At 70.6% G+C, this 26,277-nt stretch carries 24 protein-coding genes and 5 tRNA genes; 18 read left to right on the top strand and 11 right to left on the bottom strand.

Features of this window, described 5'->3' with window-relative positions; all coding sequences use genetic code 11:
* Window positions 1-8: 8 nt before the first annotated feature.
* The 5 genes from IAG44_RS11330 to IAG44_RS11310 all read right to left on the bottom strand — a co-directional run bounded on the left by IAG44_RS11330 (window position 9) and on the right by IAG44_RS11310 (window position 9,125).
* A complete protein-coding gene (locus IAG44_RS11330; protein ID WP_187747007.1) occupies window positions 9-3,383 on the bottom strand; it encodes a nitrate- and nitrite sensing domain-containing protein in 3,375 nt (1,124 codons plus the stop codon).
* A gap of 367 nt (window positions 3,384-3,750) precedes the next feature.
* Window positions 3,751-4,326 carry a GTP-binding protein gene (locus IAG44_RS11325; RefSeq protein ID WP_010354691.1) on the bottom strand — a complete coding sequence of 192 codons (576 nt, stop codon included), beginning with the start codon at window positions 4,324-4,326 and terminating at the stop codon, window positions 3,751-3,753.
* Window positions 4,307-4,705, bottom strand: coding sequence for a DUF742 domain-containing protein (locus IAG44_RS11320; RefSeq protein WP_055721152.1), 399 nt, complete (start codon window positions 4,703-4,705; stop codon window positions 4,307-4,309). Before IAG44_RS11320 ends, IAG44_RS11325 begins: the two co-directional genes overlap by 20 nt.
* Before the next feature lie 112 nt (window positions 4,706-4,817).
* Entirely contained in the window at window positions 4,818-5,231 is a 414-nt protein-coding gene (locus tag IAG44_RS11315; RefSeq protein ID WP_003993189.1) for a roadblock/LC7 domain-containing protein, read from the bottom strand.
* A 9-nt stretch (window positions 5,232-5,240) separates the two neighbouring features.
* Window positions 5,241-9,125, bottom strand: a complete 3,885-nt coding sequence (locus tag IAG44_RS11310; RefSeq protein ID WP_187747006.1) for a sensor histidine kinase — start codon at window positions 9,123-9,125, stop codon at window positions 5,241-5,243.
* Between the two features lie 545 nt (window positions 9,126-9,670).
* Between IAG44_RS11310 and IAG44_RS11305 the strand changes: the two genes are divergently transcribed.
* From IAG44_RS11305 to IAG44_RS11265, 9 genes are all read left to right on the top strand, one after another.
* Window positions 9,671-9,853 (top strand): hypothetical protein, encoded by a 183-nt coding sequence (locus IAG44_RS11305; RefSeq protein WP_187747005.1) that lies wholly within the window; start codon window positions 9,671-9,673, stop codon window positions 9,851-9,853.
* A 738-nt stretch (window positions 9,854-10,591) separates the two neighbouring features.
* Window positions 10,592-11,368: a fumarylacetoacetate hydrolase family protein gene (locus tag IAG44_RS11300; protein WP_187747004.1), complete on the top strand. Its 777-nt coding sequence runs from the start codon at window positions 10,592-10,594 to the stop codon at window positions 11,366-11,368.
* Window positions 11,352-12,836 (top strand): glutamate--tRNA ligase, encoded by a 1,485-nt coding sequence (gltX, locus tag IAG44_RS11295; RefSeq protein WP_187747003.1) that lies wholly within the window; start codon window positions 11,352-11,354, stop codon window positions 12,834-12,836. Before IAG44_RS11300 ends, gltX begins: the two co-directional genes overlap by 17 nt.
* A 70-nt stretch (window positions 12,837-12,906) precedes the next feature.
* A complete protein-coding gene (locus IAG44_RS11290) occupies window positions 12,907-13,638 on the top strand; it encodes an HAD family hydrolase (protein WP_187747002.1) in 732 nt (243 codons plus the stop codon).
* 95 nt (window positions 13,639-13,733) lie between these two features.
* Window positions 13,734-13,805: transfer RNA gene (locus tag IAG44_RS11285), tRNA-Gln, on the top strand.
* Between the two features lie 39 nt (window positions 13,806-13,844).
* Window positions 13,845-13,917 (top strand) — tRNA-Glu (locus tag IAG44_RS11280).
* A 31-nt stretch (window positions 13,918-13,948) separates the two neighbouring features.
* A tRNA-Glu gene (locus tag IAG44_RS11275) sits at window positions 13,949-14,021 on the top strand.
* Window positions 14,022-14,042: 21 nt separating this feature from the next.
* Window positions 14,043-14,114: transfer RNA gene (locus tag IAG44_RS11270), tRNA-Gln, on the top strand.
* Between the two features lie 4 nt (window positions 14,115-14,118).
* Window positions 14,119-14,191: transfer RNA gene (locus IAG44_RS11265), tRNA-Glu, on the top strand.
* 130 nt (window positions 14,192-14,321) lie between these two features.
* On the opposite strand, the gene ndgR is transcribed toward IAG44_RS11265, so the two are convergent.
* The gene (gene ndgR / locus IAG44_RS11260) at window positions 14,322-15,038 is read right to left on the bottom strand and encodes an IclR family transcriptional regulator NdgR (RefSeq protein WP_015036427.1); all 717 of its coding nucleotides are present in this window, start codon (window positions 15,036-15,038) and stop codon (window positions 14,322-14,324) included.
* Between the two features lie 185 nt (window positions 15,039-15,223).
* Here ndgR and leuC point away from each other — a divergent pair, with 185 nt between their 5' ends.
* From leuC to IAG44_RS11240, 4 genes are all read left to right on the top strand, one after another.
* On the top strand, window positions 15,224-16,657 hold the full coding sequence (gene leuC, locus IAG44_RS11255) for a 3-isopropylmalate dehydratase large subunit (RefSeq protein ID WP_187747001.1): 1,434 nt from the start codon (window positions 15,224-15,226) through the stop codon (window positions 16,655-16,657).
* Window positions 16,658-16,662: 5 nt separating this feature from the next.
* Complete coding sequence (gene leuD / locus IAG44_RS11250) at window positions 16,663-17,256, top strand: 3-isopropylmalate dehydratase small subunit (RefSeq protein WP_187747000.1); 594 nt, start codon at window positions 16,663-16,665, stop codon at window positions 17,254-17,256.
* A gap of 254 nt (window positions 17,257-17,510) precedes the next feature.
* The gene (locus IAG44_RS11245; RefSeq protein ID WP_187746999.1) at window positions 17,511-17,741 is read left to right on the top strand and encodes an SCO5555 family protein; all 231 of its coding nucleotides are present in this window, start codon (window positions 17,511-17,513) and stop codon (window positions 17,739-17,741) included.
* 136 nt (window positions 17,742-17,877) lie between these two features.
* On the top strand, window positions 17,878-18,465 hold the full coding sequence (locus IAG44_RS11240; RefSeq protein ID WP_187746998.1) for an HU family DNA-binding protein: 588 nt from the start codon (window positions 17,878-17,880) through the stop codon (window positions 18,463-18,465).
* 67 nt (window positions 18,466-18,532) lie between these two features.
* On the opposite strand, the gene IAG44_RS11235 is transcribed toward IAG44_RS11240, so the two are convergent.
* Window positions 18,533-18,724, bottom strand: coding sequence for a hypothetical protein (locus IAG44_RS11235; RefSeq protein WP_187746997.1), 192 nt, complete (start codon window positions 18,722-18,724; stop codon window positions 18,533-18,535).
* A 9-nt stretch (window positions 18,725-18,733) separates the two neighbouring features.
* Window positions 18,734-19,372: a 2-phospho-L-lactate guanylyltransferase gene (cofC, locus tag IAG44_RS11230; RefSeq protein WP_187746996.1), complete on the bottom strand. Its 639-nt coding sequence runs from the start codon at window positions 19,370-19,372 to the stop codon at window positions 18,734-18,736.
* Between the two features lie 201 nt (window positions 19,373-19,573).
* Here cofC and IAG44_RS11225 point away from each other — a divergent pair, with 201 nt between their 5' ends.
* The 3 genes from IAG44_RS11225 to IAG44_RS11215 all read left to right on the top strand — a co-directional run bounded on the left by IAG44_RS11225 (window position 19,574) and on the right by IAG44_RS11215 (window position 23,219).
* The gene (locus tag IAG44_RS11225; RefSeq protein ID WP_187746995.1) at window positions 19,574-20,338 is read left to right on the top strand and encodes a lysophospholipid acyltransferase family protein; all 765 of its coding nucleotides are present in this window, start codon (window positions 19,574-19,576) and stop codon (window positions 20,336-20,338) included.
* A complete protein-coding gene (locus IAG44_RS11220; protein ID WP_187746994.1) occupies window positions 20,335-21,345 on the top strand; it encodes an NAD(P)H-dependent glycerol-3-phosphate dehydrogenase in 1,011 nt (336 codons plus the stop codon). Before IAG44_RS11225 ends, IAG44_RS11220 begins: the two co-directional genes overlap by 4 nt.
* A gap of 719 nt (window positions 21,346-22,064) precedes the next feature.
* Window positions 22,065-23,219 carry a D-alanine--D-alanine ligase family protein gene (locus tag IAG44_RS11215; protein ID WP_187746993.1) on the top strand — a complete coding sequence of 385 codons (1,155 nt, stop codon included), beginning with the start codon at window positions 22,065-22,067 and terminating at the stop codon, window positions 23,217-23,219.
* Here the strand turns inward: IAG44_RS11215 and IAG44_RS11210 are convergent.
* Complete coding sequence (locus tag IAG44_RS11210; RefSeq protein WP_187746992.1) at window positions 23,216-23,695, bottom strand: DUF3515 domain-containing protein; 480 nt, start codon at window positions 23,693-23,695, stop codon at window positions 23,216-23,218. The two genes, IAG44_RS11215 and IAG44_RS11210, sit on opposite strands and share 4 nt — an antisense overlap.
* Window positions 23,696-23,715: 20 nt before the next feature.
* Window positions 23,716-23,949, bottom strand: coding sequence for an Lrp/AsnC family transcriptional regulator (locus IAG44_RS11205; protein WP_067238984.1), 234 nt, complete (start codon window positions 23,947-23,949; stop codon window positions 23,716-23,718).
* Between the two features lie 206 nt (window positions 23,950-24,155).
* Here IAG44_RS11205 and IAG44_RS11200 point away from each other — a divergent pair, with 206 nt between their 5' ends.
* Together IAG44_RS11200 and thiD are read left to right on the top strand one after the other, a co-directional pair.
* Window positions 24,156-25,118: a thiamine-phosphate kinase gene (locus IAG44_RS11200; protein WP_187746991.1), complete on the top strand. Its 963-nt coding sequence runs from the start codon at window positions 24,156-24,158 to the stop codon at window positions 25,116-25,118.
* A complete protein-coding gene (thiD, locus tag IAG44_RS11195) occupies window positions 25,115-25,900 on the top strand; it encodes a bifunctional hydroxymethylpyrimidine kinase/phosphomethylpyrimidine kinase (protein ID WP_187746990.1) in 786 nt (261 codons plus the stop codon). Before IAG44_RS11200 ends, thiD begins: the two co-directional genes overlap by 4 nt.
* A gap of 82 nt (window positions 25,901-25,982) precedes the next feature.
* On the opposite strand, the gene rpmB is transcribed toward thiD, so the two are convergent.
* Entirely contained in the window at window positions 25,983-26,168 is a 186-nt protein-coding gene (gene rpmB, locus IAG44_RS11190) for a 50S ribosomal protein L28 (RefSeq protein WP_003973430.1), read from the bottom strand.
* Between the last annotated feature and the right edge of the window lie 109 nt (window positions 26,169-26,277).

Below are 26,277 nucleotides of genomic sequence, written 5' to 3'. Positions count from 1 at the left end.
GGCTCACACTAACGCTCCTGGTTGTAGGTGCTGTCAGGGCCGAAGCCCTGGCCGTTCGTTTCACTGCCTGCGTTGTTGCGCCCGCGCTGGACACCCCGGCGCAGGTTGCTCAGCCTGCCTCGGACGTCCTCCGGGGCACGGGAGATCTGCGGACCCCCCTGCGGGGTGGCCTCCGCCGCGCCCTCGACCAGGTTGGCCTTGGGCACCCGCCGGGGCAGGCCGGAGGAGGTGACCCCGCCCGCCTTGGGCTTGCGCAACTGCGAAGCCTGCTGCCAGCGTTCGTCGTTCGCGGAACGCCATGAGCCTTCCCCACCGTCGTCGGACGCCGCCGCCGTCTCCTGCTGCGCGGGCTGCGCGGCGCCGTTCACCCCACCGCCGCTCATCCCGCCACCGGGTGCCCCGGCCGTACCGCCACCGTTCACCGCGCCGCCACCGGCCGCGCCGCCACGGCGCGGAAGCCCGGCGTCGGTCAGCGACTGGGCGGCGGAAGGGGCCGGACCCGGACGGTCGAAGCCTACGGGCTCCGCCTCGGCCGCGTCAGCGACCTGCGCGGATTCCGCTTCGGGAGCGTACTGGTCCGGGTAGCCGTTGCGGTAGTCGCCCTGCTGCGGCCAGTCGTCCTGGTAGGACGGCTCCTCGAACGCCGGGTATCCGTTCGACGCGGCCGGGGAGCGCTCCTCGGCGGCCGGCTCCGGGTACCCGCCGCCCAGCGCGAACCCGTCGCCCTGCTGGGGCGGGTAGTACGGGGTCTGCTGTGTCGTCTCGTACGGCGCCTGCGCACCGTAGGGGGACTGGGGGGCCTGCGGCTGCTCCGCGAAGCCCGTGGGGGCCCCGTCGAAGCCGTTCTGCGCGGATTCGTAGGGGAGTTGCGGAGTCTGCTGGGTGACTTGCGGAGAATCCGTGAAGGAATCGCCGTAGAGCGGGGTCTCCCGCGTCGGCTGCGGATGCGCCGGCTGCTGGGCCTGCGGCCCGCCGAAGGAGGCGTCCGGCCCACCGAAGGCGGCGTCAGGACCACCGAAGGAGGTGTCCGGGCGCGGCTGCGGCGACTCCAGCGCCGCGCGCCGCTCGTCGCGCATCAGCGAACGGCCCACCGGGTCCAGGTCGCGGATGTCGTCCGGCACCTCGTAGCGGGTGTCGTCGAAGCCGAGTTCGGCCGCCGTCCGCATCGGCTGCTGCGGCTGGCCGCCGCCGAAGCCCTCGGGGCCGCCCTTGCCGAACTGCTGCTCCGGGATGATCTGCGAGACCGTGAACTGGTCCTGCTCCGGCTGCTGTTCGCCACCGCCGCCGTGCGTGATCGCGTCCGGCAGCATGACCAGCGACGTCGTGCCCGCCTGCTCGCCCGAGGGGCGCAACTGGACGCGGATGCCGTGCCGGTCGGACAGCCGCCCGACCACGAACAGGCCCATGCGCTGCGAGATCGCGGCGTCCACGGTCGGCGGGTTGGCCAGCTTGTGGTTGATGTCCGCGAAGTCCTCGGCGGTCAGACCGATGCCCTTGTCGTGGATCTCGATCATCACACGGCCGTCGGGCAGCCGGGTCGCGGTGACGCGGACCTTGGTCTGCGGGGACGAGAACGTCGTCGCGTTCTCAAGCAGCTCGGCCAGCAGGTGCACGAGGTCGGTCACCGCGCGGCCGTGGATCTCGGCCTCCGGCACGCCCGACAGCTCGATGCGCTCGTACTGCTCCACCTCGGAGGAGGCGGCGCGCAACACGTCGACCAGCGGAACCGGCTGGTCCCAGCGGCGGCCCGGCTCCTCACCGGCGAGGACCAGCAGGTTCTCGCCGTTGCGCCGCATACGGGTCGCGAGGTGGTCCAGGCGGAACAGGTTCTCCAGCTGGTCCGGGTCGGCCTCGTTGTTCTCCAGGTCGGTGATCAGGGTCAGCTGGCCCTCGATCAGCGACTGGTTGCGGCGCGACAGGTTCGTGAAGATCGCGTTGATGTTGCCCCGCAGCAGCGCCTGCTCGGCGGCCAGCCGGACGGCCTCGCGGTGCACCTGGTCGAAGGCGCGGGCGACCTCGCCGATCTCGTCCGTCGTGTTGATCGGGATCGGCGCGACCCGCGTGTCCACCCGGCCCGGGTCGGTCCGCGAGAGCTGGTCGACCAGCATCGGCAGCCGCTGCTCGGCGATCCCGAACGCCGCGTTGCGCAGCTGCCGCATCGACCGGGACATCTGCCGGGCGACGGCACTGGCCAGGATGAACGCCAGCAGCAGGGCGACGACGACGATGGCGCCGGTGATGTACGCGTCACGCTGGGCGTTGGAAGCGATGTCGGACGCCTCGTTCACCGCGGTGTTGGTCAGCCCCGACTCGATCTTGCGGTACGCGTCGAACTTCAGGGTCGTCAGCGCCCACCAGTTCTCGGCGGTCACGCCCTGCTCGGCGAGCGCGGCCCGCTTGCTCGCGTCCGTCGAGTCGATCGAGGCGATCGCGGTCAGGAACTGCACGGGGTCGGCCGGCGGGGCGACGTAGTCCGGGTTCTTGGCCTTCTGCTCGTTGATCATCGTCGCGGCGTCGACTTCGATCTGCTTCTGCGCCGCGGTCAGCTTCGCGATGTCCTCGGCGGTGCCGCCGCTCTGGTACTCCTGGGTCGCGATGTTCTCCAGGTACGCGTACGAGGTGAGGGCGACCCGCTGCTGGGACAGGCTCGTCTGGCTGGTGCCCGGTTTGATCAGCAGGTGCATGCCGATGGACCGCTGGAGGGACAGCGCGCCCTGGCCGAGTGCGAGCGCGTAGACCGTGCGGCCGTAGGAGGTGATGTTGCCGGTGCCGAGACCGAGTTCGTTGGAGAACTCCAGGAGCTTGTGCTCGACCTCGACGTACCCCTCCTCCGTCTTCACGCCGGTCATCTTGGCGGTGTAGGCGTTCGCGCGGAGCGTCTGGAGCTGGGGCTCGACCTTGCGGAAGCCCTCCAGCCTGCGGACGAGGTTGGCCCGGTCCGGCATGCTCTGCGCGGCGGCGTCGAACTCGTCGGACGCCTTGTCGGTGGCCTTGCGGGCGGAGACCACCGTCGGGTCGTTCTCGCCCTTGCCCTGGAGCAGCGGCGCGGCGGTGACGTCACGCTCGACGAGGAGCGCGTTGGAGTAGGACAGCGCGGCGCGCACCAGCTTCGCGGTGTTCTCCGCGTCCTGCGCCTCCTGCCAGGTGTCGATCGAGTTCTTCACCTGGAAGCCACCCATGACGAGGCCGACGACCACGGGTATGAGCAGGATCGCGTTCAGCCGGGTCGGCACCCGCCAGTTGCGGGGAGACAGCCGGCCGCCGCTCTTGGCGGGCGCTGCCTGGGGCTCCGAGCCCGGAACAGGGGCGGTCGCCGCTCCGCGCGGCGGCGGGGTGAAGTTGCCCCGGGCCTCAGGCTCGGGACTTTTCTTGCTTCGCCTCACTCGACCAACAACCTCTCGGCGGCAGTGTCTCAACGCCCAGCCGTCCAACGACCGCGACCTACTTGGTTACGTCATTGACTATTGGGCAGTTCAGGCATTCCAGCATGGCGAACAGTGCTCTTCCAAACAGTGAGAAGAGCCGATTGCGTGTGATGTAAAGCGCGCATAAAACGGTCATACAGAGCGAGCCCCGTCAAAAGACGGGGCTGCCATGCGCACAGCGGTACCGCACGAACGCGACGCGTGTCGGTACCACCCGATTCCTCTGCCGAAACGTTATGAACACCGGAGCCGACCGTGTCAAAGGCCACAGTCGGCTCCGGATCGGCCTACGACAACTGCCCTACGGCAGCCTCCACTTGATCACCTAGCGCAGACGCGCCATCAACGCGTGCTCCACCAGCGTGATCAGCGCCGACTTCGCGTCGGCCCGATGCCGCGCGTCGGTCGTGATGATCGGCGTGTCCGGCCCGATCTGCAACGCCTCGCGCACCTCGTCCGGCGAGTACGGCTGACTGCCGTCGAAGCCGTTCAGCGCGATGACGAACGGCAGCCCGCTGTTCTCGAAGTAGTCGACCGCCGGGAAGCAGTCCGCGAGCCGGCGCGTGTCGACGAGGACGATCGCCCCGATCGCCCCGCGCACCAGGTCGTCCCACATGAACCAGAACCGGTCCTGCCCCGGCGTGCCGAACAGGTACAGGATCAGGTCCTGGTCGAGCGTGATACGCCCGAAGTCCATCGCCACCGTGGTGGTGGTCTTGTCCCCCGTGTGGGTCAGGTCGTCGATGCCCGCCGACGCGGACGTCATCACGGCCTCGGTACGCAGCGGGTTGATCTCGGAGACGGCGCCCACGAACGTGGTCTTGCCCACGCCGAAGCCGCCCGCCACCACGATCTTCGCGGAGGTGGTGGCCCGTCCCCCGTCAGAGCTTGCGAAGTCCACTGAGCACCCTTTCGAGCAGCGTCACGTCCGGAGCGCCACCGTTGTTCTCGTCGCCGCCCGGCTGGTGGATCGCCACCAGACCGGCCTCGGCGAGGTCCGCGACCAGGATCCGCGCCACCCCGAGCGGCATGGCCAGCAGCGCCGACACCTCGGCCACCGACTTCACCTCGCGGCACAGATGGCAGATGCGCTGGTGCTCGGGGAGCAGCCCCATCAGCGCCGCCGGGTCGGCCGTCGTGCTGATCAGCGCCTCGATCGCGAGCTGATAGCGCGGCCGGGTCCGGCCACCGGTCATCGCGTACGGACGCACCAGCGGCTGGTCGCCCTCGTCCGCGTACGGGTCCGCGTACGGATCATGATGGGCGGTGGGCGGGGTCATGGATCCTCCGGGCGGGACAAGCAAGTCTCGGTCTCGTGCCGTCAGTACTGGCCGGTGGGGGGTTTGTGCCGACCGGACGGTGATTTGGTGAGGTGGGTGGTGCCGGGGCGGTCTAGTGCAGCAGACTGCCTTGCAGTTCGGCTCGCAGATCGGGCGTCAGTACCGCGCCCGCGCGATCGACGAGCAGCGCCATCTCGTAGCCGACGAGGCCGATGTCGCACTCCGGGTGGGCCAGCACCGCCAGCGAGGAACCGTCGGAGACGGACATGAGGAAGAGGAACCCTCGCTCCATCTCCACGACGGTCTGCGCGACGCTGCCGCCCTCGAAGATCCGGGACGCGCCCGCCGTCAGCGAGGTCAGCCCGGAGGCGACCGCCGCCAACTGGTCCGCGCGGTCCCTCGGGAAGCCCTCGGACATCGCGAGCAGGAGCCCGTCCGCGGACACCACCACCGTGTGCGAGACGCCCGGGGTGTTGTCCACGAAGTTGGTGATCAACCAGTTCAGGTTCTGTGCCGCCTGGCTCATCTGACTCAACTAACGCTCCTGCTGGTGAGTGGGGCTCGGGAAGCTGTCTGTCTGACCGCTCCCGGCCTGACGGCCCTGAGCGATGCCCCGACGGAGATTGGTCAGCCGGCCGCGCACGTCGTCCGGCGCGCGCGAGACCTGCGGACCCGTTTGATGCTGTTGCTGCTGTGCGGTGCCCGGCACGAGGTTCGCCCGGGGCACCCGGCGCGGCAGACCGGACGTCGTGATCCCGCCCGACGCGGGCTGCCGCACCCGCTCGGCCTGCCGGACCAGCTCGTCATTGGGCGTCGACCGCCACGACGACGACGCCGGAGAGGCGGCCGGCCGCTGCGGAGCCGACGGCGCGGACGACGACGTAGGAGCCGACGGCGCGGAAGCGGGCGTGGCCGCCGGAGCCGGTGCCTGGGCCTGCGGCTGCTGCGGCACACCCTGCGCACCCTGGACCTGGCCGCCCTGCTGGTGGAACCAGTTCGTCTCCAGCGTGTCGTACAGCGGCGTACGCCCGTCCCCGGGACCGGCCGGCGGCAGCGCCTCCGGCTCCGGCCGGGCGGAGTACCCGTTGGCCCGCGCCCCCGGCAGCGCGTGCTGCCCGGTCGACGAACCGTCGTACCCCTGACGGGGCGCGCCCGCCTGCGGCGTGCTGTGCTGCGACGGCGTGCTGTGCTGAGGCGCGCCCGACTGCTGCGCGTTCGACTGCGGTGCGGTCGGCTGCTGGCCGGTCCCGAACACGTCCGGCCGCTGGAACTGCCCGCCGTTGTCCAGCGGGTTGTGCCCCGGACGCCCGAACTGGCCCTGGCCGTCGCCCTGTTGCGGAGCGCCGAGCGCCGGGAACTGGCTCGTCGCCTGGAAGTCGTCCTGGACGCCGCGCCGGTTGCCGTTGCCCTGCGATGGCGATTGCGGCTGCGGCGCGCCCAGCGCGGGGAACTGCCCCGTCTGCTGGCCGGAGTTGGGCGCCTGACCGGTGCCAGGCCGCCCGAAGTCCGCGTCGATCCTGGGTATTTCGGCGGTCGAGCCGGGACCCTCGACGCGCGGCATCTGCGAGGTGCGCGCCACCTCCGGCTCGTCGTGCCCACGCGGCGCGTCCAGCGCCGGCGTGCGGGCGCTGTCGTCGCCCCAACTCGGCGTGCGCGGCGGCGGGTTGCCGCCCGGCAGCTCGGCACGGGGACCACCGCGCGCCGGGAGCTGCGGCTGCCGGCCGCGACCCTGCTCGCCCTGGCCGTCCTTGCCGCGCGGCGGACGCGTACCGCCGCCGAACATGTCCTGGCCCTGCGGGGGAGCGGCCTGGAGCCCGTTGAACGCGCCGGTACCGGCGGGCGCGGGAGCCGACGGCCGCCCGCCCTGCTGCTGACCGCGCGCCGGAGCGCCGTCCCGTCCGGGCAGCGCGGTCCGTGGACCGCCACCGAGGGCACCGCCCCCGGGACCCGCACCGAACCCGCCGTTGCCGTTGCCGTTGCCGGCCGGACCCGCGCCGAACGCGCCGGACCCGCCGAAGGCACCGGAGTCCCCGAACGCACCGCCGGACCCCGAACCACCGGGCCCGGAGCCGAAGTTGCCGCCCTTGCCGGGCGCGCCGACACCGGCCGGACCACTCCCGAACGCGCCGGGAGCCTGCGGCCCGCCCTGACCGCCCTGCCCGCTCTGACGGCGGGCCGCGGCGGCACCGGCGGCGGCCTGCGCGGCGGCCGGACCACCGGCCGGGGCGCCGCCCTGACCGGGCTTCGGCTGCGGCTTCTTGCCGCCCTGCGCGACATCGACCGGCAGCATGACCAGCGCGGTCGTGCCACCGGAGTCGGAGGGCCGCAACTGGATGCGGATGCCGTGCCGCTGGGAGAGCCGGCCGACCACGAACAGACCCATGCGCCGGGACACCGACACGTCCACGGTCGGCGGCGAGGCCAGCCGCTCGTTGATCGCGGCCAGGTCCTCGGGGGAGAGGCCGATACCCGTGTCGTGGATCTCGATCAGCACCCGCCCGTCGGGCAGCGCGTGACCGGTGACCTTGACCTTGGTCTGCGGCGACGAGAACGAGGTGGCGTTCTCCAGCAGCTCGGCGAGGAGGTGCACGAGGTCGTTGACGACCCGGCCCGCGACCTCCGTCGTCGGCACCGACGCCAGCTCGATCCGCTCGTACTGCTCCACCTCGGACGCGGCGGCACGCAACACGTCGACCAGCGGCACCGGACGCGTCCAGCGCCGGCCGGGCTCCTCACCCGCGAGGACGAGGAGGTTTTCGCCGTTCCGGCGCATACGGGTCGCGAGGTGGTCCAGCTTGAACAGCGAGGACAGCTGGTCCGGGTCGGCCTCGCGGGACTCCAGTTCGGAGATGAGCGACAGCTGACGCTGGATGAGGCCCTGGGAGCGGCGCGAGAGGTTGGTGAACATCGCGTTGACGTTGCCCCGCAGCAGGGCCTGCTCGGCGGCGAGCCGGACGGCCTCGCGGTGCACGTCGTCGAAGGCCGCGGCCACCTGGCCGATCTCGTCCCGGGAGTGCACACCGACCGACTCGACGGACGTGTCGACGTCCTGCGGGTCCGACTCCGAGAGCTGCTTGACCAGCTCGGGCAGGCGTTCCTGGGCGACCTTCGTGGCCGTCTCCTGGAGGCGCCGCAGCGAGCGGATCATGGACCGGGCGACGACGAACGCGCCGACCAGCGAGACGCCGAGCACCAGGAGGATCAGGACACCGGAGATGATCGCGTCGCGCTCGGTCTCGTTGCGCAGCTCACGGGCCTTCTGCTCCATGTCCTCCAGGAGCTGCGACTCGATGTTCTTCATCTGCTGGAGCTTGGTGCCCGAGGCGTCCAGCCAGTCCTGGTAGGACCGCTTGTCCTGCGACTCAAGACCGCTCTTGGAGGCGAACGCGCGGCCCGCGTACTCGTCGGCCTCCTTGATCGTCGCGTTGCCCGACTCGATCGGCTTGAGCAGCGACTCGGCGCCCTCGCTGCCGTAGATCGAGCGGAAGATCGCGAGCTCGGAGTCCTCGCCCTCGACGGCCGTCTCACCGTAGTTGCGGTCGTTGTCGCTGAGGTCGCCGAAGGTGGTGCTGTTCGTGGGCAGCGCGGCCGTCAGGACGGCGCGCTGGATCGACGAGTACTCCTTGGCGGAGGAGAACGCGGCCAGGGCGCGGGTGCGCTGGATCATCTCCGGGTTGGAGGTGGCCTCGGCCATGTCCTGGGACAGGTCGACCAGGCGGCTGATCAGCCGGTGGTAGCCCTCGACCGTCTGCATCGAGTTGCCGGACGCCGTGTACGCCGTCGAGCGCAGCTTCGCCAGGTTGCCGAGGTCGCCGACCAGGCCGACGAGGTTGTCGCGGACGCCCTGGAGGTTGCCGTTGCGGCTGGTGGCGTCGATCTCCTCGGACGCGTTGACGAAGGAGTCCAGCGAGCGGTCGGTCGTCGCGCGCAGGCCCTTGACGGTGATGTCGTTCGCACCGCCGCCGTGGGCGAGGGGACCGGCCGAGCGGTCGCGCTCGTTCTGCAGGGCGATCGACAGCTCGGTCGCCTGCTTCGTCATGTCGGTCAGCAGCCGCATGTTGTCGAGCTGCTGGATGTCCTCCATCGACTGGTTGATACGCAGCGCGCCGAGGGTGGTCGCCGCGACCACGGGGAGGGTCAGCAGGGCGACGAGACGCGTGGAGATACGCCAGTTGCGCAGGGCGACGCGGTTGCCGGTGTCGCCCTTGGCCGCCTTGACCGGGGGTATCGGGGGGACGGCGGTGGGGGTCAGCGGGGCCGTGGGGCCGCCGCCGGGTCGGCTCTTGCCGTCGCCTGCCTGGGTGGGGGAACCCGGGTTCTGGGCGTGCTGGGGGGAGGAGCTGACCGTGTTGGCGCCAGTCCCGCCGCGCGGCTCCGGCCCTGCCGGGGCACTGCCGTCCCTCTTGAATCGTCCCTGCACTAGCGTCGCAACCTCTGGACCAGGCGCCTTTCCGAGTGAACGGACAGGCGGTGTCGGCGTCTGTGAGGGGCGCCCTGAAATACGCCCCCCGGGATGGTCGTTGAGTGACCCGGCGCTGGTTCCCCCTATCTCGCCGCCACTCGGCGCTTCTGTGCGCCCCCTGCGCGCCGGCTCGATCCCGCGGCGGTCCGTGAGATTCCAGCACAGTGCCGGATCTCCAACAAGGCTTGTTGGCCGGGCTGTGACATCCGTGACGGCGCGTACGCCACCGCTCACCACCCGTAGATTTCTATCCCCCTAAACTGCCCCAACTCCCCCCGAACCGGTCTCTCGATCAAGGTGTCCCAGTCGCCATGATCAGGAGCGGAATGAGTGCTTCACTCGACCAATGTCCGTTTCATTACGTTCACTTGCGGGCCTGAATTGACCGGTTTGACGGCTGTCCCGTGAGCAAACTCACACCCACCCGTCCCACCCTCCGTGACTTCCCCGGGAATGCCATGTTTAGCCTGACGCTTTACAGATTCGGCATATCCGACACGACCGTGGAGACGACGACGATGTCCCGCAAGATCGCCAACCCCCGCCGCACCACCCTGGCCCACCTCAAGGACGCCGTCGACCTGCACCCCACCCCCCAAACCCACCCCACCGACCTCCCCACCCAGACCGCCAACCCCCGCCGCACCATCCTCATGGACACCCCGGAAACAGCGGCCGCGGAGTAATACGCCCCAACCCCGCCGCCCACTCACCCCCGGCGCACATATCCAAGGGCGCTTCCCCCAGGAGGCGCCCTTTCCACACCCCACCACTCACCCGCACCCGACGCTGGTGTCCCGCCGAGTGGTGTAGCGGCGCAGGGCTCTTGACTCCGCACGTCAATTGGCCGACGCGTTCGCCTCGGCACCGGATCGGGGTGCTTACGCCCGCGAGCAGCACGCGTTGCGGCCGCACGAGCCGGCCGGCGCCGTCTCGACCCTGAGCGGAGCCACACGGCCGGCATGGCTACACCACTCGGCGGGACGCCACCCACCCGACTTCCCCCGGCCGCGGCCAGCCGCGCCACCCCCACCCACCCGCACTCGGCTACCGCCGCCCACCCAGCTACGGCCAGCCGCGCCGCCCCCCCCACTAACCCGCACCCGCCCCCTCCGCCCCAGCTGCGGGCAGTCGTGTCTCCCCCGAGCTCTTCGAGCAGGGGGTACCCCCTGGCGGCACGGGTGGGCGCAGCGGCACCCCGCCGGCGCGGGCGAGCGACAAGGCCCCCACCCCAGCCCCCGCTGCCCGCAGACACCCCACACCCCCAGCCCTCGACCACCTCCACCCCGCCCACCGAACCCGCACCTCACACCCCTCCCCGGCCCAGCCACCCCGCCCCCCGGCATTCCGCGAGCCCCCGCCAGGCCGCGCACGTTAGCCTGGGGCGTCAGATTTCGGTCGGTTCAGAGGGGCACGAGGATCCCGTGCGTATCGCCAGGTTCTCCATCGACGGCAACGTAGCGTTCGGCGCGGTCGAGGGGGAGAAGGAGGACGAACTCGTCCTCGACATCATCAAGGGCATCCCGTTCACCGAGTTCGAGCTCTCCGGGACGAAGGTCCCGCTGAGCAAGGTCCGGCTGCTGCCCCCCGTCCTGCCCAACAAGGTCGTCGCGTTCGGCCGCAACTACGCCGACCACGCGAAGGAACTGGGCAACGAGGTCCCGGACACCCCCTTCGCCTTCTTCAAACCGTCGACCTCGGTGATCGGCCCCGGCGACGCCATCCAGTACCCCACCTTCTCCACGGACGTCCACCACGAGGCCGAACTCGCGGTCGTCATCGGCAGGATGTGCAGGGAGGTCCCGAGGGACCGGGTGAAGGACGTCATCCTGGGCTACACCTGCGCGATCGACGTCACCGCGAGGGACGTCCAGAAGCGCGAGAAGCAGTGGGCGAGGGCGAAGGGCTTCGACACCTCCTGCCCGCTCGGCCCGTGGATCGAGACGGACCTCGACCCCGGCGACCTGACGATCCAGCTCACGGTCAACGGCCAGCAGCGCCAGCTCGGCCGCACCAGCGAGATGATCACCCCCATCGAGGACCTGATCGTCAACATCACCGAGGCCATGACACTCCTCCCCGGCGACGTGATCCTCACGGGCACCCCCGCCGGGGTCGGCCCCCTGGAGATCGGCGACGAGGTCGCCGTCACCATCGAAGGTATCGGCACACTCACCAACAAGGTTGTCAAGCGTGACTAGCGCATCCGTCCGCGTACGTTTCTGCCCCTCCCCGACGGGCAACCCCCACGTCGGCCTCGTCCGCACGGCCCTCTTCAACTGGGCCTTCGCCCGCCACCACCAGGGCACCCTGGTCTTCCGCATCGAGGACACCGACGCGGCCCGCGACAGCGAGGAGTCGTACAACCAGCTCCTGGACGCGATGCGCTGGCTCGGCTTCGACTGGGACGAGGGCCCGGAGATCGGCGGCCCGCACGCCCCGTACCGCCAGTCACAGCGCATGGACCTCTACAAGGACATCGCCCAGAAGCTCCTGGACGCCGGCCACGCCTACCGCTGCTACTGCTCGACGGAGGAACTGGACGCCCGCCGCGAAGCCGCCCGCGCCGCCGGCAAGCCCTCCGGCTACGACGGCCACTGCCGCGCCCTCACCCCCGAGCAGGTCGAGCGGTACGAGGCGGAGGGCCGCAAGCCGATCGTCCGCTTCCGCATGCCCGACGAGACCATCACGTTCACGGACCTGGTCCGCGGCGAGCTGACGTTCACCCCCGAGAACGTCCCGGACTACGGCATCGTCCGCGCCAACGGCGCCCCGCTCTACACGCTCGTCAACCCGGTCGACGACGCCCTGATGGAGATCACGCACGTCCTGCGCGGCGAGGACCTGCTCTCCTCCACCCCGCGCCAGATCGCCCTCTACAAGGCGCTGATCGAACTCGGTATCGCGAAGACCACCCCGGAGTTCGGGCACCTGCCGTACGTCATGGGCGAGGGCAACAAGAAGCTCTCCAAGCGCGACCCCCAGGCGTCCCTGAACCTCTACCGCGAGCAGGGCTTCCTCCCCGAGGGCCTGCTCAACTACCTCTCCCTGCTGGGCTGGTCGCTCTCCGCCGACCGGGACGTCTTCACGACGGACGAGCTGATCGCGGCCTTCGACATCAAGGACGTCCAGCCCAACCCGGCCCGCTTCGACCTGAAGAAGTGCGAGGCCATCAACGGCGACCACATCCGCCTCCTGGACGTGAAGGACTTCACCGAGCGCTGCGCCCCCTGGCTGAAGGCTCCCTTCGCCCCCTGGGCCCCGGAGGACTTCGACGAGACGAAGTGGCAGGCGATCGCCCCGCACGCCCAGACCCGCCTGCGCGTCCTCTCGGAGATCACCGACAACGTCGACTTCCTGTTCCTCGAGGAGCCCGTCTTCGACGAGACGTCCTGGACGAAGGCGATGAAGGACGGCAGCGACGCCCTCCTCGCGACGGCCCGCGAGAAGCTGGACGCCGCCGACTGGACGTCCCCCGAGTCCCTGAAGGAAGCGGTCCTGGCCGCCGGCGAGGCCCACGGCCTCAAGCTCGGCAAGGCCCAGGCCCCCGTCCGCGTCGCGATCACCGGCCGCACGGTCGGCCTCCCCCTCTTCGAATCCCTCGAAGTCCTCGGCAAGGAGGCGTCGTTGGCCCGCATCGACGCGGCCCTCGCCAAACTGGCCGCGTAACCGGCCAGTTCACCGGGGCGGCACCCAACAGGGGTGCCGCCCTTCGGCGTTGCCGGGTTACCTTCGGATCATGGATATTCGCGCCGTGGTCTGGGACGTCGACGACACCCTCTTCGACTACACGACCGCCGACCGCCTCGGCATGCGGGCCCACCTGGTCGCCGAGGACCTGTACGCCGGGTACGACGACGTCGAGCAGGCGGTCACGCGCTGGCGTGAGATCACCGACCGCCAGTGGGCCCGCTTCTCCGCCGGCGAGACCACCTTCGAGGGCCAACGCCGCGATCGCGTCCGGGTGTTCACGGACCGGGAGCTGACCGACGCCGAGGCCGACGCCTGGTTCGCGCGCTACCTGGCCCACTACGAACAGGCGTGGTCGCTCTTCCCGGACGTCCTGCCCGTCCTGGACCTCCTCGCGGCCTCCCACCGGCACGCGGTCCTCTCGAACTCCAGCATCCACGTCCAGGACCACAAGCTGCGCGTCCTCGGCGTCCACGACCGCTTCGAGGCGATCCTGTGCGCCGCCGAACTCGGCGTCTCCAAGCCCGAACCCGGCGCCTTCCTCGCCGCCTGCGAGGCCCTGTCCCTCCCGCCCGAGCAGGTCGCCTACGTCGGCGACCACCCCGACATCGACGGCCGGGGCGCCGCCGAGGCGGGCCTGCTGTCCGTGTGGATCGACCGCTACGACGGCGGCGCGGGCGCCGTCGCGCTGCCCGGCCGGCACCGGATCGCGAGCCTCGCCGAACTGCCCGCGCTCCTCGGCGCCGATACCCGTTTTGGAGCCCCGTCCACCTTCGGGTAATGTTCTTTCTGCGCCGCCGGGGAGCGGGCCGAAAGGCCGAGAGACCCGGGGGAGCAAAGCTAGAGCAAGATCCCCTTCAAGGGATGGCGTTCCAGTGGCCTATGGTGTAATTGGCAGCACGACTGATTCTGGTTCAGTTAGTCTTGGTTCGAGTCCAGGTAGGCCAGCTCGCAGAGCTTATCTGCAACAGTGGACACAGTTCACAAGCCCCCGTTGTGTAGCGGCCTAGCACGCTGCCCTCTCACGGCAGTAGCGCCGGTTCGAATCCGGTCGGGGGTACTGGTTCCGATCTTGTGTCGGGACTGCTAGGGCCCCCGTTGTGTAGCGGCCTAGCACGCTGCCCTCTCACGGCAGTAGCGCCGGTTCGAATCCGGTCGGGGGTACTGACTGGTCTAAACCAACATTGGTCTATGGTGTAATTGGCAGCACGACTGATTCTGGTTCAGTTAGTCTTGGTTCGAGTCCAGGTAGACCAGCTCCGCCCCCGTTGTGTAGCGGCCTAGCACGCTGCCCTCTCACGGCAGTAGCGCCGGTTCGAATCCGGTCGGGGGTACAGATAAATGACCATCCACCTCAGTCGAGGCGGGTGGTCATTTTCTTGTGCCCTGTACAAAAACCCAGGTGACAGGGGTCTGCCGCGGCGTTGAGGCCGACCCTTGCCACCTGCGTTCGTTCTGCGGGCCTCAGCCCGTCCTGCGCAGCGCCTCGGAGAGGCGGGCCGCCGCGTCGATCACCGCCTGCGCGTGCATACGGCCCGGGTGGCGGGTCAGCCGCTCGATCGGGCCGGAGACGGAGACGGCGGCCACGACGCGGTTGGACGGGCCTCTGACCGGCGCCGAGACGGACGCGACGCCCGGCTCGCGCTCGCCGATGGACTGGGCCCAGCCGCGGCGACGGACGCCGGAGAGGGCCGTGGCGGTGAAGCGGGCGCCCTGGAGGCCGCGGTGCAGACGCTCGGGCTCCTCCCAGGCCATGAGGATCTGCGCGGAGGAACCGGCCTTCATCGTGAGCGTCGAGCCGACCGGTACCGTGTCCCGCAGTCCGGACAGCCGCTCGGCGGCGGCCACGCAGATCCGCATGTCACCCTGGCGCCGGTAGAGCTGCGCGCTCTCGCCGGTCACATCCCGCAGGTGCGTGAGCACGGGGCCCGCGGTCGCCAGGAGGCGGTCCTCGCCGGCCGCCGCCGCCAGTTCCGCGAGCCGGGGGCCGAGGATGAACCGGCCCTGCATGTCGCGGGCGACCATCCGGTGGTGTTCCAGGGCCACGGCCAGCCTGTGGGCCGTGGGTCGAGCCAGTCCGGTGGCCGCGACCAGTCCTGCGAGGGTGGCGGGTCCGGACTCCAGGGCGCTCAGGACAAGGGCTGCCTTGTCCAGAACGCCGACGCCGCTACTGTTGTCCATGCAACGATACTCCCGTCTCACTCTGTGAAACGCAAGTTCATTTTCCCGTGAGACGCGCAACCCTTGGCTCTGTAGCCGCCCGCAGACCGAACGGGCGCGGTGGCGGGTGCCCGGAACAGGGGCGGGCGCCGCTTCCAAGATCTCAACTTGTGCCGGAGCGACGCTGTCCGGCCGGAGGGAACGCGATGGGTAGGACACTCGCGGAGAAGGTCTGGGACGACCATGTCGTCCGGCGCGCCGAGGGCGAGCCCGACCTCCTCTTCATCGATCTGCACCTGCTGCACGAGGTGACCAGCCCCCAGGCGTTCGACGGCCTCCGTCAGAACGGCCGCCAGGTGCGCCGCCTCGACCTGACCATCGCGACCGAGGACCACAACACCCCGACCCTCGACATCGACAAGCCCATCGCCGACCCGGTCTCCCGCGCCCAGCTGGAGACCCTGCGCAAGAACTGCGCCGAGTTCGGCGTCCGGCTGCACCCGCTCGGCGACGTCGAGCAGGGCGTCGTCCACGTCGTGGGCCCCCAGCTCGGTCTCACCCAGCCCGGTATGACCGTCGTCTGCGGTGACTCGCACACCTCGACGCACGGCGCGTTCGGCGGGCTGGCGTTCGGGATCGGGACCTCGCAGGTCGAGCACGTGCTGGCCACCCAGACGCTGCCGCTGGTCCGCCCGAAGACCATGGCCATCACGGTCGACGGCGAGCTGCCCGACGGCGTCACCGCCAAGGACCTGATCCTCGCGATCATCGCGCGGATCGGCACCGGCGGCGGCCAAGGCTACGTCCTGGAGTACCGCGGCTCCGCCATCGAGAAGCTGTCGATGGAAGCCCGGATGACCATCTGCAACATGTCCATCGAGGCCGGTGCCCGCGCGGGCATGATCGCCCCCGACGAGACCACCTTCGCCTACCTCAAGGGCCGCGCCCACGCGCCCGAGGGCGAGGACTGGGACGCTGCGGTCGCGTACTGGAAGACCCTGAAGACCGACGAGGACGCGGAGTTCGACGCCGAGGTCGTCATCAAGGCTGAAGAACTCGCCCCGTTCGTCACCTGGGGCACCAACCCCGGTCAGGGCGCGCCCCTTTCGGCGAGCGTCCCCGACCCGGCCTCCTACACGGACGCCTCCGAGCGCCTGGCCGCCGAAAAGGCCCTGGAATACATGGGGTTGGAGGCCGGCCAGCCGCTGCGCTCGATCAGCGTGGACACCGTCTTCGTGGGCTCCTGCACCAACGGCCGCATCGAGGACCTGCGCGCCGCCGCCGAGATCCTGAAGGACCGCAAAGTCGCCGACGGCGTACGGATGCTGGTCGTCCCGGGCTCCGCGCGCGTGGGTCTGCAGGCCGTCTCCGAGGGTCTGGACGTCGTCTTCAAGGAGGCCGGCGCCGAGTGGCGGCACGCGGGCTGCTCGATGTGTCTGGGCATGAACCCGGACCAACTGGCCCCCGGCGAGCGTTCCGCGTCCACCTCCAACCGCAACTTCGAAGGGCGGCAGGGCAAAGGCGGCCGCACCCACCTGGTCTCCCCGCAGGTCGCCGCCGCCACGGCCGTCCTGGGCCACCTGGCCTCGCCCGCCGACCTGTCCGACGCGACCGCCGACCGCACGCCCGCTGGAGTCTGAGAGCCATGGAAGCATTCACCACGCACACCGGCCGGGCCGTCCCGCTGCGCCGCTCCAACGTCGACACCGACCAGATCATCCCTGCTCACTGGCTCAAGAAGGTCACGCGGGACGGCTTCGAGGACGGGCTCTTCGAGGCGTGGCGCAAGGACCCGGAGTTCGTCCTCAACCGCCCCGAGCACGCGGGCGCGAGCGTCCTGGTCGCCGGCCCCGACTTCGGCACCGGCTCCTCGCGCGAGCACGCCGTGTGGGCGCTGCAGAACTACGGCTTCAAGACGGTCATCTCGTCCCGCTTCGCCGACATCTTCCGGGGCAACTCCCTGAAGAACGGCCTGCTCACGGTCATCCTCGACCAGAAGATCGTGGACGCGCTCTGGGACCTCGTCGAGCGCGACCCGCAGGCCGAGATCACCGTCGACCTTCAGGCCCTGGAGGTCCGCGCCGAGGGCGTCACCGCCTCCTTCGAGCTGGACGAGAACGCCCGCTGGCGGCTGCTGAACGGGCTGGACGACATCTCCATCACCCTCCAGAACGAGGCCGACATCGCCGCCTACGAGGCCAAGCGCCCCGCGTTCAAGCCGCGCACGCTGAAGGTCTGAGCGCCAGAGCGAGTTTCGGCCACCGCGAAGCCACGCCGTACCCCCGATCCGTCCGATCGGGGGTACGGCGTTTTCTGCACCCGTTCGGCCCCGCACATCTCCCCGAAATCTTCCCAACTTCCCACGTTAAAGCGGTGGTTGACTGGGTACGCGACCGCTGTGGACACGGCGTACAACAGTGCCCGGACGGCTGTCTGAGGCGGCAGTTGCACCCCTGGCGGGCGACAACTCGCCCTAGATGGCACAATCTGTGCATGGAACACGACGGCCAACTCAAGCTCTATGCGGCGGTCGCGGACCAACTCAAGGAAGCGCACAGAAGGGTGCGCGCACTGCAAGTCCCGGAGGGCGTACGGATGGCGCTGACCCGGAAGCTGCTGGTCATTACGGCCGCGGCCAAGCACGATCTCGCCGATGCGACAAGGCGGCTGGAGCGGTTCATGGCGGAGCTCGACGCGGGACGAATCCCCGGCGAGGAACGCTGAACAGCCCAATGCGGTCGAGTCCGTTGCGGCACAAGGGTGATAGGCCCGTTTCGTGTTTGATTTGCGGTATATATCTGCCTAACGTGCGAAAAAGCCTGGACACTTTCGTTCCAGCAATGTCTCCGAAGGGGAAGACGTGAACAAGGCGCAGCTCGTAGAAGCCATTGCCGACAAGGTCGGCGGCCGTCAGAACGCCGCCGAGGCGGTCGACGCGGTTCTCGACGCCATCGTCCGCGCGGTCGTCGCGGGTGACCGCGTGTCGGTCACCGGTTTCGGCTCGTTCGAGAAGGTCGACCGCCCGGCGCGGTACGCCCGCAACCCCCAGACGGGCGAGCGGGTCCGGGTCAAGAAGACCTCCGTCCCCCGCTTCCGCGCGGGCCAGGGTTTCAAGGACCTGGTGAGCGGGTCGAAGAAGCTCCCGAAGAACGACGTCGCCGTCAAGAAGGCCCCCAAGGGCAGCCTGAGCGGTACGGCTTCGGCGACGGTCAAGAAGGCCGCCGCGAAGAAGGCCGCCCCGGCGAAGAAGGCGACCGCCGCCGCGAAGAAGGCCGCCCCGGCCAAGAAGGCGACCGCCAAGACGGCCACGGCCAAGAAGACCACCGCCAAGAAGGCCGCCACCGCGAAGAAGGCCGTCGCCAAGAAGGCCCCGGCGAAGAAGGCGCCGGCCAAGAAGTCGACTGCTCGCAAGACCACCGCGAAGAAGGCTGTCGCCACCAAGGCGTAAGGCTGTCGCAGGTACTCACGCGTCGGGCCGGACTTCCACACCCTGTGGAGTCCGGCCCGCGGTGTGTTCAGAACGTCTGGAGCGTCACCAGGGTGATCCTCGGGCCGTCTGTCTCGATGCGGACCCGCTGTCCCACCCGCAGCAGCCGCAGGCCCCCCGCGTCGAACGCCGCCGCGTCGAAGGGGAGGGGGGTGCCGTCGTCCAGGAGGACCTGGCCCGTGCGGGTGTCGGGGTCGTAGGTGTAAGCCGTCGCCTGCATGGCCGCAGCCTACTGGCCGGGGATGAGGAGGCGGGCGGTGGCGGTCGTGGTGCGGGGGCCGGTGCCGAGGGTGAGGGCGGCGCGCAGGTCGTCACCGGTGTCGACGTCCTGGCGGACGGAGTCGACGTGGGGGAGGGCGAGTTCGGCGGCGCCCGAAGCGCGGTGGCGGTGGCGGGAATCAGGGCCGAACGCGGGCAGCAGGGGGTGCCCCGGAGTCGCGGCGAGCAAAGTCGTGCCTATGCCCGCGGCATCCGGCAGAAATGCGCGCGGGAATTCCGCGGCGGCATCGAGGACCCGGGTCAATTCATGAGGGCGCAGCGCCGGGAGGTCGGCGTTCAGGGCCGCGAGAGCCGTTTGTGGGTGCACAGTGCGGACGACGCTCTCGCCGTGCGCCAGAGCGGCGTTCAGGCCCGCTCGCGGCGCGTCCGGGACGATCCGCGCGCCCAGCGCCGCGAGTTCCCGCCCGGCCAGCGGGTCGTCAGTGACGACCGCCACATCCCGGACGGCGGCCGAGGCCAGCGCCGCGGCCACCGTGTCCTGCGCGAAGGCCAGCGCGAGACCCGGCCGCACCGCGTCCCCGGCCGTGTCCGACAGCCTGCTCTTGGCCCGCGCGAGGGGTTTCAGGGGGATGACCAACATCCACTGCACCGGCTTACCGTCCCTTGCTCGTCGCGGTCATTGTCACCCGGCTGCAACCTGGCCCATCTGGCAGTTCTTCCTTCGGGGCGTACGGTGTTCTCGACAGACCCGCCGACCGGGGCCACACTTGTGCGGCTCCCGGCCGCCGGACCGACCCTGGAACAGGCCGTGGGAAGTCCTGGCTCCCAGTAGGAAGAGGTAGGTGTCCGCGTGCCCCGCCGCAGAATCGGCTTCTGGTACCGCTTCGCCGCGGTGATCTGCAAACCACTGCTGGTGCCTCTCCTCAAGCGGGACTGGCGCGGAATGGAGCACATTCCGGCCGAGGGCGGATTTATCACCGCGGTGAACCACAATTCCCACGTCGACCCCTTCGCGTACGCGCACTTCCAGTACAACACCGGACGTATGCCGCGTTTCCTGGCGAAGAGCGGGCTTTTCAAGAAGGGAATCGTCGGCGCCTGGATGCGGAACACGGGCCAGGTCCCCGTCTACCGCGAGTCCACCGACGCGCTCAGCGCCTTCCGGGGCGCGGTCGACGCCGTCGAGCGCGGCGAGTGCGTGGTGTTCTACCCCGAGGGCACGCTCACCCGTGACCCCGACGGCTGGCCGATGACCGGCAAGACCGGCGCCGCGCGCGTCGCCCTGCAGACCCGCTGCCCCGTCGTGCCGATCGCGCAGTGGGGCGTCAACGAGGTGCTGCCGCCGTACGCGAAGAAGCCCGACCTGTTCCCGCGCAAGACCCATCACGTGCTCGCCGGGCCGCCGTTGGACCTCTCGGCGTACTACGGCAAGGAGATGACCCCCGAACTCCTCAAGGAGGTCACGGAGGTCATCATGGCCGCCGTCACCCGCCTCCTGGAGGACATCCGGGGTGAGAAGGCGCCCGAGACGCCCTACGATCCGCGCCGGGAGCGGATCGAGCAGCGGCGCCGCACCGAGGCGCAGCACGGCCACGAAGGAGAGATCGGCAAGTGAGCGAGCCCGTCAAGGCGGCAGTCCTCAGCGCAGGTTCATGGGGGACGGCGTTCGCCGTCGTCCTCGCGGACGCGGGCTGCGAGGTGACGCTGTGGGCGCGGCGCCCCGAGGTCGCCGAGGCGATCAACTCGGCGCGGCAGAACCCCGATTACTTCCCCGGGCTCGAACTCCCCGAGCGGATCCGGGCGACGACGGACCCCGCCGAGGCCATGGCGGGCGCCGACTTCACGGTCCTGTCGGTCCCCTCGCAGACGCTGCGCGCCAACTTGGCCGCTTGGGCGCCCCTGTTGGCGCCGGACACCGTCCTCGTCTCCCTCATGAAGGGCGTCGAACTCGGGACGACCATGCGCATGAGCGAGGTCATCCAGGACGTCACCAAGGTCGGGGCCGAGCGCATCGCCGTCGTCACCGGGCCCAACCTCGCGCGCGAGATCGCGTCCCGGATGCCGGCCGCGGCCGTCGTCGCCGCCCCGGACGAGGCCGTCGCCCAGCGGCTCCAACTCGCCTGCCACACGCCGTACTTCCGGCCCTACACCAACACGGACGTCGTCGGCTGCGAACTCGGTGGCGCGGTGAAGAACGTCATCGGGCTCGCGGTCGGCATCGCCGACGGCATGGGGCTCGGCGACAACGCGAAGGGCTCCCTCATCACGCGGGGACTCGCGGAGACGACCCGGCTCGGCCTCGCGATGGGCGCCGACCCCCTCACCTTCGCCGGTCTCGCGGGCCTCGGTGACCTCGTCGCCACCTGCTCCTCCCCGCTCTCCCGCAACCACACCTTCGGCACCAACCTCGGCAAGGGCATGACCCTCGCGGAGACCATCGCCGTCACCAAACAGACCGCCGAGGGCGTCAAGTCCTGCCAGTCCGTCCTCGACCTCGCCCGCCGCCACCACGTCGACATGCCCATCACCGAGACGGTCGTCGACATCGTCCACGAGTCCAAGCCCCCCGTCGTCGCCCTCAAGGAACTGATGTCCCGCAGCGCGAAACCGGAACGCCGGTAGGGGAGTTGGGGGCGTCCGGCGGGCGTCGGCTGGCGGACGCGCTTGGACCGGGGGCGGCGTGAGGTGAGGTGGCCGGAACGGGGTGAGATGGGCCGGGCTGGGGTGGACCGGCAGGGGCCAGGTGTTGGGGCTGACTGCGACAGCCGGCTGCCCCGGCCCCGCGAGGCCCCGCCCGCAACTCCGGCCCGTCGAGCGGCAGTCGGCGCGCATGCGCGGGACCTGGGGCAGCCGGACCGCTGGACGAGCTTCCAGGCAGGGGCAGTTGAGGCCCCGGCGGCAGGTCCGGCCTCGAAGTGCCGCCAAGTGCGGCTCACGGAAGGTGAGTCGGAGCCCCGAAGCGCGCAGGCCCGCTGCTCCACCACCGCGCGACCAGCCACGAGGGTGCCGCACCCGCGGTCTTTCAGGGGCGCGGGGAACTGCGCGAATGACCACGACGGCGCCGCACCCGCAGTCCTTTAGCGGCGCGGGGCTGTGTTCGATGTGCGGCTACCGCCGGGTGGGCGCGACCAGCGACGACGTACCCGTCACCCGCCGACGAAACCCAGCCCCGGTTCCACCTTCGCCTCGCTTCAGCGCCCCTGCCCGCGCGACCCCCCCCCGTTCCCCCTGCCGCCCTCACCCCCCACCCGGCGACATACCGCGAACGCCCCGCGACGCTGAGCGACAGCGGGTCGGGGGACGCTGACTCGGGGGCTACCAACGGGTACTCTCGTCGCGATATGAGCACCGAGAACCTTTCCCAGAGCCCCGAGTCCCAGCCCACGCGGAAGCCGCGTGTGGCCGTCGTGTTCGGTGGGCGCAGTTCGGAGCACGGGATTTCCGTGGTGACCGCGGGCGCCGTACTGAAGGCGATCGACCGGGAGAGGTACGACGTGCTGCCGATCGGCATCACGCGGGAGGGCCGCTGGCTGCTGACGGCGGACGCGCCGGAGCGGATGGCGATCGAGGGCCGGCGGACGCCCGAGGTGGGCGACCTGGCCGAGGGCGGCGACGGGGGAGTGGTGCTCCCGGTGGACCCGGCCAGCCGGGAGGTCGTCTACAGCGAGCCGGGTTCCGTCCCCAAGGCGCTCGGCGACGTCGACGTCGTCTTCCCGGTGCTGCACGGCCCGTACGGCGAGGACGGCACGCTGCAGGGCATGCTGGAGCTGTCCGGCGTCCCGTACGTCGGCTCGGGCGTGCTCGCGTCCGCCGTCGGACAGGACAAGGAGTACATGAAGCGCGTCTTCACCTCCTTCGGCCTGAAGGTCGGCCCCTACCTGGTGATCCGCCCCCGCGAGTGGGCGGGCGACGAGCCCGGCGTCCGCAAGCGGGTCGCCGAGTTCGCGGCGGACCACGGCTGGCCCCTGTTCGTGAAGCCCGCCCGCGCCGGCTCCTCCATCGGCATCACGAAGGTCGACGACCCCTCCGGCCTGGACGAGGCGATCGCCGAGGCCCAGCGGCACGACCCGAAGATCCTGGTCGAGGCGGCCGTGAAGGGCCGTGAGATCGAGTGCGGCGTCCTGGAGTTCGAGGACGGCCCCCGCGCCTCCGTCCCCGCCGAGATCCCCGCCGCGCACGCCTACTACGACTTCGAGTCGAAGTACATCGACTCGGTCCCCGGCATCGTCCCCGCCCCCCTGACCCCCGAACAGACCGGAGAGGTCCGCGAGTTGGCGGTCCAGGCGTTCGACGCGGCGTCCTGCGAGGGCCTGGTCCGCGCGGACTTCTTCCTCACGGACGACGGCGACTTCGTCATCAACGAGATCAACACCATGCCCGGTTTCACGCCGATCTCCATGTACCCGAAGATGTGGGAGGAGTCGGGGGTCGCGTACGGCGAGCTGGTGGACCGTCTGATCCAGGCGGCCCTGCGTCGGCCGACCGGGCTGCGCTAGTCGGCGATCCCCTCGGGCACCGTCTTCTTGACCGCCGGTGCCAGGTCGATCAGCGGCGACATCCCCTCGGCGGCCCGCGACTCGGGCAGCGTCACCTCGATGTAGACGACCCGCAGCGCGCTGGTGAACCGCACGCTGCCGTCGTCCTGTTTCTCGACGAGCCAGCCGACGCCGTCGGCTTCACCGGCGTCCGCGTTCTTGTCGTCCATCTTCGGCGGCTTCACGACACCGCACCGCAGTATGATCGCCGGGTTCCCCCAGCCCGCGGTCAGCGTCGACGCGGGCTCGGGGTCCCGGCGTTGAAGTCCGTCCACCGTCGCCGGCAGCGCGGCGTCCAGCTTCCCGCATATCTCCGCGGCTTTCGCCGACGGACTGGGAACCGCGATCGACGCGCTGTCGTCCGCCGACGAGCAGCCGGCGGCGCACAGCAGGGCGAGGGCGGAAAGACCACTGAGCCGGTGACGGAAGAAGTTCACCGGCCAAGGGTAGACGGGGGCTAGAGATGGACGACGGGGCAGGTCAGGGTCCGGGTGATCCCGTCCACCTGCTGCACCTTGGCGACCACCATCCGCCCGAGGTCGTCGACCGTGTCCGCCTGGGCCCGCACGATCACGTCGTACGGCCCTGTCACGTCCTCGGCCTGGACGACGCCAGGGATCTTGCCGATCGTCTCGGCGACGGTCGACGCCTTGCCGACCTCCGTCTGGATCAGGATGTACGCCTGTACCACGGAACCTCCAGGGCGGCCACGAGGATCATGTGGGGAAAAGGAACGCCACGGTATCGCGTCGCCGCTCGCCGAGGGGAGACCCGCGAGGACCGGGGCCCGCGCGCCGGGGCGCGGACGGGACAGAAGTTGACGGTCACCTCGACCGTATCGAGGACACTGGTCCTGCGCGACCGGGCGCGGGCAGGCAGAGAAGGGGCTCAAGGGCGATGAAGGGCACTGTCGGTGAGCTGGGTGAGTTCGGGCTCATCCGGGAGCTCACCTCCCGGCTCACCACCACCCCGGCGGTCCGGGTCGGCCCGGGGGACGACGCCGCGGTGGTCGCCGCGCCCGACCGCCGGGTGGTGGCCAGCACGGACATCCTGCTGGAGGGCCGGCACTTCCGCCGGGACTGGTCCACCGCCTACGACGTGGGCCGCAAGGCCGCCGCCCAGAACCTCGCCGACATCGCCGCGATGGGCGCCGTCCCGACCGCGCTGCTCCTCGGCCTCGTTGTCCCGGCGGAACTCCCGGTGACCTGGCCGACGGAGCTGATGGACGGCCTGCGCGACGAGTGCCAGGTCGCCGGCGCCGCGGTCGTCGGCGGGGACGTCGTACGCGGCGACACGATCATGGTGTCGATCACGGCCCTCGGCGACCTGCGGGGCCGGGACCCGATCACCCGGGACGGCGCCAAGCCCGGCGACCTGGTCGCGGTGACCGGCTGGCTGGGCTGGTCGGCGGCCGGGTACGCGGTCCTCGCGCGGGGTTTCCGCTCGCCGCGCGCCTTCGTCGAGGCCCACCGCCGCCCCGAGCCGCCCTACCACGCGGGCCCGGCCGCCGCGGGGCTCGGCGCGACCGCCATGTGCGACGTCAGCGACGGCCTGATCGCCGACCTCGGACACATCGCCGAGGCCAGCAACGTCCGCATCGACATCCGCTCCGCCGCGATCGACATCCCCACCCAGATGAACGACATCGGCCACGCCGTCGGCGTCGACCCCATCCAGTGGGTGCTGACCGGCGGAGAGGACCACGCGATCGTCGCGACCTTCCCGCCGGACGTGAAGCTCCCCGCCCGCTGGAAGGTCATCGGCGAGGTCCTGGGCCCCTCCGCGCTGCCCCAGGTCACCGTGGACGGCGCCCCCTGGACGAGACAGGGCGGCTGGGACCACTTCGGGGACGTCGAGTGATCCCCCGCGTCCTGACCGTTGCCGGCTCCGACTCGGGCGGCGGCGCCGGGATCCAGGCCGACCTGAAGACGATGCTCGCGCTCGGCGTGCACGGCATGAGCGTCGTCACCGCCGTCACCGCGCAGAACTCCCTGGGCGTGCAGGGCGCCTGGGAACTCCCGGCCGAGGCCGTGCGCGCCCAGTACCGCAGCGTCGTCGACGACATCGGCGTCCAGGCCGTCAAGACCGGCATGCTGTCCTCGGCCGGACTCGTCGAGACGGTCGCCGAACTGCTGGCGACGATCGACGCGCCCGTCGTCGTCGACCCGGTCGGCGTCTCCAAGCACGGCGACGCCCTCCTCGCCGCCTCGGCCCTCGAATCCGTCCGCCGGCTCCTCCTGCCGACGGCCACGGTCGCCACGCCCAACCTCGACGAGGTGGCGCAGCTCACCGGCGTGCACGTCGCGGCGGAGGACGACCTGCGGGAGGCCGCGGCGGCCGTCCTGGCGTACGGGCCCGCGTGGGTGCTGATCAAGGGCGGTCATCTGCCCGGCGACGCCGTCGACCTGCTCACGGACGGGCGCGAGGAGCACTGGCTGCGGGCGCCCCGCCACGACAACCGGCACACGCACGGCACCGGGTGCACCCTCGCGTCGGCCATCGCGTCGGAGCTGGCGAAGGGGGCGGGGGTGCCGGAGGCGGTGACGGCGGCGAAACGTTATGTCACCGGGGCGATCCGGGCCGGGTTCGCGCTCGGCGGGGGGATCGGGCCGGTGGATCACGGCTGGGAGTTCAGGAGCTAGGTGTGCAAAAAGCCGATCCACCCGGAGGTGGATCGGCTCTATGCGGCGAACCAGCAGTGGCCACGCGCTCAGCGGCGAAGCGTCAGCGCGAAACCTTGCCGGCCTTGATGCACGAGGTGCAGGCGTTCACGCGCTTCGGCGTCCCACTGACCACGGTACGCACGCGCTGGATGTTCGGGTTCCAGCGACGGGACGTACGACGGTGCGAGTGCGAGATGTTGTTGCCGAAGCCCGGACCCTTGCCGCAGACGTCGCAGTTAGCAGCCACCGGTCACTCCAAAGACTTCAGATGCATGTACGGATGATCCCGGCATGCCGGGATCGAGATCGAGGATCTGAAGTGGCGGTGCCGGGGGAATGGCCCGATCGGGATCGGG

Source organism: Streptomyces roseirectus (genome assembly GCF_014489635.1).
Classification (GTDB): Bacteria; Actinomycetota; Actinomycetes; order Streptomycetales; family Streptomycetaceae; genus Streptomyces; species Streptomyces roseirectus.
Note: the sequence above shows the minus strand (reverse complement) of the source record. Positions and strands in the feature narration are given on the sequence as shown.

What these genes read in the sequence shown, in the direction of transcription:
- IAG44_RS11320 (WP_055721152.1), bottom strand. Translation starts at nt 4,705, where the DNA reads ATGACCCCGCCCACCGCCCATCATGATCCGTACGCGGACCCGTACGCG.
- IAG44_RS11315 (WP_003993189.1), bottom strand. Translation starts at nt 5,231, where the DNA reads ATGAGCCAGGCGGCACAGAACCTGAACTGGTTGATCACCAACTTCGTG.
- IAG44_RS11290 (WP_187747002.1), top strand. Translation starts at nt 12,907, where the DNA reads ATGGATATTCGCGCCGTGGTCTGGGACGTCGACGACACCCTCTTCGAC.
- ndgR (WP_015036427.1), bottom strand. Translation starts at nt 15,038, where the DNA reads ATGGACAACAGTAGCGGCGTCGGCGTTCTGGACAAGGCAGCCCTTGTC.
- leuC (WP_187747001.1), top strand. Translation starts at nt 15,224, where the DNA reads ATGGGTAGGACACTCGCGGAGAAGGTCTGGGACGACCATGTCGTCCGG.
- leuD (WP_187747000.1), top strand. Translation starts at nt 16,663, where the DNA reads ATGGAAGCATTCACCACGCACACCGGCCGGGCCGTCCCGCTGCGCCGC.
- IAG44_RS11245 (WP_187746999.1), top strand. Translation starts at nt 17,511, where the DNA reads ATGGAACACGACGGCCAACTCAAGCTCTATGCGGCGGTCGCGGACCAA.
- IAG44_RS11235 (WP_187746997.1), bottom strand. Translation starts at nt 18,724, where the DNA reads ATGCAGGCGACGGCTTACACCTACGACCCCGACACCCGCACGGGCCAG.
- IAG44_RS11215 (WP_187746993.1), top strand. Translation starts at nt 22,065, where the DNA reads ATGAGCACCGAGAACCTTTCCCAGAGCCCCGAGTCCCAGCCCACGCGG.
- IAG44_RS11200 (WP_187746991.1), top strand. Translation starts at nt 24,156, where the DNA reads ATGAAGGGCACTGTCGGTGAGCTGGGTGAGTTCGGGCTCATCCGGGAG.